The sequence below is a fragment of the Sinorhizobium medicae genome (assembly GCF_007827695.1).
Lineage (GTDB): Bacteria > Pseudomonadota > Alphaproteobacteria > Rhizobiales > Rhizobiaceae > Sinorhizobium > Sinorhizobium medicae.
Map to the genome: position 1 here is coordinate 204,215 of NZ_VITA01000012.1, position 6,658 is coordinate 210,872.

Annotated in this window: 5 protein-coding genes; 3 read left to right on the forward strand and 2 right to left on the reverse strand. The window is 62.3% G+C overall.

The window, feature by feature from the left end:
• Window positions 1-84 precede the first annotated feature (84 nt).
• Together ettA and FB009_RS20865 are read right to left on the reverse strand one after the other, a co-directional pair.
• Complete coding sequence (gene ettA / locus FB009_RS20860; RefSeq protein WP_102045203.1) at window positions 85-1,734, reverse strand: energy-dependent translational throttle protein EttA; 1,650 nt, start codon at window positions 1,732-1,734, stop codon at window positions 85-87.
• 124 nt (window positions 1,735-1,858) lie between these two features.
• Window positions 1,859-2,629: a ribonuclease T2 gene (locus tag FB009_RS20865; protein WP_011976248.1), complete on the reverse strand. Its 771-nt coding sequence runs from the start codon at window positions 2,627-2,629 to the stop codon at window positions 1,859-1,861.
• Window positions 2,630-2,829: 200 nt separating this feature from the next.
• Between FB009_RS20865 and FB009_RS20870 the strand changes: the two genes are divergently transcribed.
• Genes FB009_RS20870 through FB009_RS20880 form a run of 3 tightly spaced genes read left to right on the forward strand, consistent with a single transcriptional unit; the run spans window position 2,830 to window position 6,407 of the window.
• A complete protein-coding gene (locus tag FB009_RS20870) occupies window positions 2,830-3,774 on the forward strand; it encodes an alpha/beta fold hydrolase (RefSeq protein WP_011976249.1) in 945 nt (314 codons plus the stop codon).
• Window positions 3,771-4,724, forward strand: a complete 954-nt coding sequence (locus tag FB009_RS20875) for a DMT family transporter (protein ID WP_011976250.1) — start codon at window positions 3,771-3,773, stop codon at window positions 4,722-4,724. The genes FB009_RS20870 and FB009_RS20875 overlap by 4 nt, the downstream gene beginning before the upstream one ends.
• Window positions 4,725-4,760: 36 nt before the next feature.
• A complete protein-coding gene (locus FB009_RS20880) occupies window positions 4,761-6,407 on the forward strand; it encodes a thiamine pyrophosphate-binding protein (RefSeq protein ID WP_127580719.1) in 1,647 nt (548 codons plus the stop codon).
• The last annotated feature ends 251 nt before the right edge of the window (window positions 6,408-6,658 follow it).

The following is a 6,658-nucleotide window of genomic DNA, read 5'->3' on the forward strand; positions in this document are numbered from 1 at the left end:
CCGTAAAGGACTTTTGTTCTTTGTGCAGCCATCGGACGTTTGTCGTTTTGCACTTCAGCTCTACGCCACCACAAGCGTACGGCGTTAACGCGTCAGGCGCTTGTAGGTTACCCGCTTGGGATTGACCGAGTCCGGACCGAGACGGCGGATCTTGTCCTTTTCGTAATCCTCGAAGTTGCCTTCGAACCACTCGACGTGACTGTCGCCCTCGAAGGCGAGGATATGGGTGGCGAGACGGTCGAGGAACATGCGATCGTGGCTGATGATCACTGCGCAACCCGCAAAGTTCTCGAGAGCATCCTCGAGCGCCGCCAGAGTCTCCGTGTCGAGGTCGTTGGTCGGTTCGTCGAGCAGCACGACGTTACCGCCGGACTTCAGCATCTTTGCAAGGTGCACGCGGTTGCGCTGGCCACCGGAAAGCGTGCCGACTTTCTGCTGCTGATCGCCGCCTTTGAAGTTGAAGGCCGAGCAGTAGGCGCGCGCATTGACCTCGTGCTTGCCGAGCTTGATGACGTCGTTGCCGCCTGAAATTTCTTCGAAGACAGTCTTATTCGCATCGAGCGCATCGCGGCTCTGGTCGACATAGGCGAGCTGCACGCTGTCGCCGATGCGGATGGAACCGCCGTCCGGCTGCTCCTGGCCGGTGATCATGCGGAAGAGCGTCGTCTTGCCAGCGCCGTTCGGGCCGATGACGCCGACGATGCCGCCTGGCGGCAGCTTGAAGGTCAGGCCGTCGATCAGCAACTGGTCGTCGTAGCCCTTGGAAATATTCTCCGCCTCGATGACGACCTGTCCCAGGCGCTCGCCGACGGGAATGATGATCTGCGCGTCCCCGGGACGCCGGTCCGCGGCCGCTTTGACCAGCTCGTCATAGGCGCGCACACGCGCCTTCGACTTCGCCTGGCGAGCCTTCGGGCTCGATGAGATCCACTCCTGCTCGCGGCTGATCGCTTTCTGGCGGGCAGCCTCGTCGCGCCCTTCCTGGGCCATGCGCTTGGATTTGGACTGCAGATAGGCGGAATAGTTGCCCTCGTAGGGAATTCCCCGGCCGCGGTCGAGCTCGAGAATCCACCCCGTGACGTTGTCGAGGAAGTAGCGGTCGTGAGTGACCATCAGCACGGCACCCGGATATTCGCGCAGATGCTTCTCGAGCCAGGCGATCGTTTCCGCATCGAGATGGTTGGTCGGTTCGTCGAGCAGAAGCAGTTCGGGCTGCGACAGGAGGAGCTTGCAAAGAGCGACACGGCGCTTTTCGCCACCGGACAGATTGGCGACATCCGCGTCCGCCGGCGGGCAGCGCAAGGCTTCCATCGCCATCTCCACCTGGCTGTCGAGATCCCATAGGTTCTGGCTATCGATGACATCCTGGAGCCTTGCGCCTTCGTCCGCGGTCTCGTCGGAATAATTCATCATCAGCTCGTTGTAGCGATCGAGGATCGCCTTCTTGGCGGCGACCCCTTCCATCACGTTCTCGAGCACGTTCTTCTGAGCGTCGAGCTGAGGCTCCTGTGCGAGATAGCCGACCCTCGCACCTTCGGCGACCCATGCCTCGCCGGTATATTCGGTATCGAGGCCCGCCATGATCCGGAGCACGGTCGACTTACCGGCCCCGTTCGGGCCGAGAATGCCGATCTTCGCTTCCGGATAGAACGAGAGATGGATGTTCTCGAGGACCTTCTTGTTGCCATAGGCCTTGTTGAGCCCGGCCATGTGATAGATGAACTGACGTGCCATAGAGGGAATGCTCCGCATCGGAAGAAATTTTGCCCGCTATGTAGGCGAAATATGGTGGCGGGGCAACGCCAAAGGCCCTCTGCTCGACGGCTCCCGCCACCCACCGAATGCGACTTGCGACCGATCAGCCCCGGCCTGCAGCGGCTGCAATACCCTTCCCGCATTTGAACTCCGTCGGACCTGCCGCCTGAATCAGCTCCGCAAGCTCCGCTTTACCCGAGAGTTCGCCCGAAAGCCCGATCGTCAGTCCGGTGATCACGCTGCGGCCGTTCACCGATTGGCAGCGCATACGCACCCGCTCGCCGGCGCCAGCCCCGAAGCTTTGATCGAAGGCCTGCTTGATCTGCTTTTCATCGAGTTCTTTGCCGATCTGATCGGCAAAGAGCGTACGTACCGCCGAGCTGTTGATCTCGTCCAGAAGCCGCAGCTGCAGTGCGAAATAGTCCTCGGCATTCGCGGTGTGGCACGTGCCGTTGCGCAACCATTGGTGGCGGTCGAGGCCCGACTTGACGCCCGGCATGGCAACGAGCAGGCGCTTGGCCGTCTCGTCCTGCACGGCGACTTCCGGCAGATCCAGCCAATCGCCCTTACGGTCGCGCACTTTGAGCTCCGCTTCCACACCGCAATAGCTCTTCTTGAGCGGCCACAGGCCATGAAGAGAGAAATGCGTCGCATCGAACCGCCTCGCTGTCTGATCGACGCACTCCTTGCGATCCGGCCGCGTCTCGCAGAAACCCGGTTGCCAGCTTACGGCAAGGATATATTCGGTCCTCGGCGCCCCCCCAGCTTCATTCTCGCCCGCCGAACTCTCCTGAGCCGCCGCGAGGGAAGCATTCGCCATTCCCAATGCCACCGCGGCTACCCTCACCAGATTTACCCATTCCCTTGCCTGCATTGCGCCGATCCTCCGAAAGAAAACAAAACAGGAACAAATAACTACATATGCGAGTAAATTGCAACCTTGAATCGGTACTGCCGGACTCCCTGCGAATTCGTTGTGATCTCATGCACAACGAGCAACAAGCTGCGATTGCCTTTCCCACTCAAATCGATTTGATATCCGGACGGCATCCGCAACTTGGGGGAAGCGATGGCATGTTCGGGCAGGTAAGGACGCATCGAAGCCCGACAGGTGCGACTCTCGGCTGGCGCAGTTTCGCCGCCGCCGGCCAATCGCGGGCTATTCTCGTCATCAGCCACGGTCTTGCCGAACATTCCGGCCGCTATGCCCGCTTTGCCGAGGCCATGGCCGACAAGGGCTTCCATGTTTACGCCCATGACCACCGCGGCCATGGTACAAGCCGCGCTCCCGACGCACCGCTTGCCATGTTCGCGCATCGGGAAGGTGCCTCAAAGGTCGTCACGGACCTCCATGCGCTCCGCGACATGGCGGTCGTCGATAAACCCGGCCTGCCGGTCGTGCTTTTCGGCCACTCGATGGGTGGCCTGATTGCACTGAACGCCGCCGAAGACGATCCTGGACGCTATGACCTGCTGGCGGTCTGGAACGCGAACTTCCGGCCGGGACTTGCAGGCCGCGCCGGGCAGTTGCTGCTGGCGATCGAGAAGATGCTGAAGGGCTCGGACGTGCCAAGTCCGCTGATGACGAAACTCACCTTCGGCGCGTGGGGCGCGCGTGTTGCCAACCGGAAGACTGATTTCGATTGGCTGTCACGGGATGAGAGCGAGGTTGCCAAATATATCGCCGATCCACTCTGCGGCTTTGACCCCACTGTCTCACTGTGGCTCGACGTCTTCGCCTTTGCCTTTGCCGGAGCCCGCGCCGACCGCCTTTCACGGCTGCCGTCGAACCTGCCGGTCCACCTTGCCGGGGGCAGCGCCGACCCTTCCACCTTCGACGGCGAGGCCGTTCGCTGGCTCGGCAGCCGCATGAAGGCGCAGGGCATGAGCGATGTCACCACCACGATCCATCAGGGCATGCGCCACGAAACACTCAACGAAGTCGGCCGGGAACAGGCGACGGAGGAATTCGCGGCCTGGTGTCTTGAGGAGATCCGGAGAAAGCGTCAGGGCCGATGAGCGAGCTCTCTCTTCCCAAAGCGGCAATCGATCAGAACCGGATCTCTTACGGTCTGACTCTGATGGTCGTTTCGGTCTTGCTTTCGCCGCTGATCGACATCTTCTCCAAGCTCGCTGTCGCAACGGTGCCCTCGGCCGAGATCACGGCTATACGCTTTCTGCTGCAGGTCGCCTTCATTCTGCCGATCGTCCTTTTGCGCGGCACTGTTCTCGATCTCACATGGCGCAAGAGCGCGCTGCATGCGCTGCGCGGCGGGCTCCTGGTTGTGACCATGCTTTCCTTCGTCACGGCGCTGAAGGTCATGGAAGTGGCCGATGCGATCGCCATTTTCTTCGTGGAACCGATCATCCTTACCATTCTCGGCAGCATTTTCCTGAAGGAGACGATCGGCTGGCGCCGCTATACCGCCTGCGGTGTCGGCTTCCTGGGTTCGCTGCTCGTCATCCAGCCGAGCATGCAGGAGGTCGGCCTGATCGCGCTTTTACCGATCGTCGCTGCCTTCGGCCTCGCCTTTTTTCTGCTCGTGACGCGGATGGTCGCGCAGAGCGAAGACCCTTGGTCGATGCAGTTCCATGCCGGCATCTGGGGCGGTCTTTTCTGTCTCGTGCTGCTCTGGTGCGGCGAGGGCACCGGATCCGCCGTTTTCGATCCGGTCTGGCCCGACGGGCGCGCCTTGTATCATCTGCTCGGCGTCGGTGTCGTCGCTACAATTGCCGGCGTGCTCGGCGTCTATGCCTATCGGGCCGCGCCCGCCTCGGTGCTCGCGCCGCTGCAATATCTCGAGATCGTCTCGGCAACGATCTTCGGCTGGCTCGTCTTCGGGGATCTGCCGGACGCGCTGAAGTGGCTGGGCATTGCGATCATCATCGGCTCCGGCCTCTATATCATATGGCGAGAGCGGCAGGTTCACAAAACGGCGAGTATCCCGCCGGTATCGCCGGCGATCTGACATCGGCGAATCAGGACAGCATTGGGAGGTGCGGACATGAAAACGGGCGGACAACTGGTGGTGGAGGCGCTTGTCGCCAATGGGGTGAAGCGCATCTCCTGCGTTCCGGGCGAAAGCTATCTGGCCGTGCTCGATGCGCTCTACGACTCGGACGTCGAAGTCGTCGTCTGCCGGCAGGAGGGCGGCGCGGCCATGATGGCGGATGCTTGGGGACGGCTGACGGGCGAACCGGGCATCTGCATGGTCACCCGCGGCCCGGGCGCAACCAATGCCTCCGCCGGGCTCCATGTGGCACGGCAGGATTCGGTTCCCATGATCCTCTTCATCGGCCAGGTGCAGCGGGAGGCGCGCGAGCGGGAGGCTTTCCAGGAGATCGAATACCGTCGCGCCTTCACCGAGGTCGCAAAATGGGTGGGCGAGATAGACGACCCGGCACGCATCCCCGAATTCGTCACTCGCGCCTTCGCCGTCGCGACGTCCGGCCGCCCCGGCCCAGTGGTCCTGACCTTGCCGGAGGACATGCTGACACAGAGTGCCGAGGCCCCGGCCGCACGCGCCTACCAACCGGTGGAAAGCCACCCTGGAACCCGCCAAATCGCGCGCCTCGCGGAACTTCTCTCTTCAGCGAAAAGGCCGATCGCCATTCTCGGCGGCACGCGCTGGTCTGCCGAAGCCGCGGCCGGGCTCAAGAGCTTCGCCGAACGCTGGCACCTCCCGGTCGGCTGCTCCTTCCGTCGGCAGATGCTTTTCGACCACCTGCACCCGAATTATGCGGGCGATGTCGGCATCGGCATCAATCCGGCACTGGCAGGAGAGATCAGGGAAGCCGATCTCATCCTCCTCATCGGCGGCCGGTTCTCGGAAATGCCCTCCTCCGGCTACACGCTGATCGACGTCCCCTACCCCAGGCAGACCCTGGTGCATGTCCATCCGGATCCGGGGGAACTCGGCCGGGTCTACCGTCCGGACCTCGCGATTGCCGCGAGCCCGCAGGACTTCGTCGCGGCGCTCTCCGGCCTGACGCCTGCGGCCGAACCCAGCTGGTCCGCCCGCACAAGGGAAATGCATGCTGCCTATCTCAAATGGTCGACGCCGCCGGAAAAGGGACCGGGCGACGTTCAGATGGGCCCGATCGTCAACTGGCTGGAAGCGAATACGGGGCCGGAGACGATTTTTACCAACGGTGCGGGCAACTACGCGACCTGGCTCCATCGCTTCCACCGCTTCCGCCGTTACGGCACGCAGGCTGCTCCCGCTTCCGGTTCGATGGGCTACGGCCTGCCGGCCGCTGTCGCAGCCAAGCATCTGCATCCCGACCGCGAGGTGATCTGCTTTGCCGGAGACGGCTGTTTCCTCATGCACGGCCAGGAATTCGCGACGGCCGTCCGCTACGGACTCCCCCTTATCGTGCTCGTCATCAACAACAACATCTACGGCACGATCCGCATGCACCAGGAGCGCGAATATCCCGGCCGCGTCAGTGCCACGGATCTGACGAACCCGGATTTTGCCGCACTTGCCCGCGCCTATGGCGGACATGGCGAAACGGTGGCGCGCACCGAGGAGTTTGCGGACGCTTTCCTGCGTGCGCGTGAAAGCGGCAAGCCCGCCATTATCGAGGTCAAGCTCGATCCGGAAGCGATCACGCCGACGCGGACGCTGAGCGAGATCCGCAAAGGATAGCAAGGGAAGAAGAGAGATTCCCGCGCCGCAGACGCGGCGCTGCTGGATTTCTGTGACAAGCACAGAAATGAGGGAAAGGGGAGAGATGGCTTGCACAGCGCGCAAACGGCAGCTGCCGTAACGCCCACCCCTCGCCAATCTCCGTCATTCCTGTGTTCGTCACAGGAATCCTGTGTGTCGAAACTGTGCTTATATGGGTGCGGGCGGAAGGCCGTCGGAATCCTGGTCTTTAAAGACCGTGTGCTGGCTCT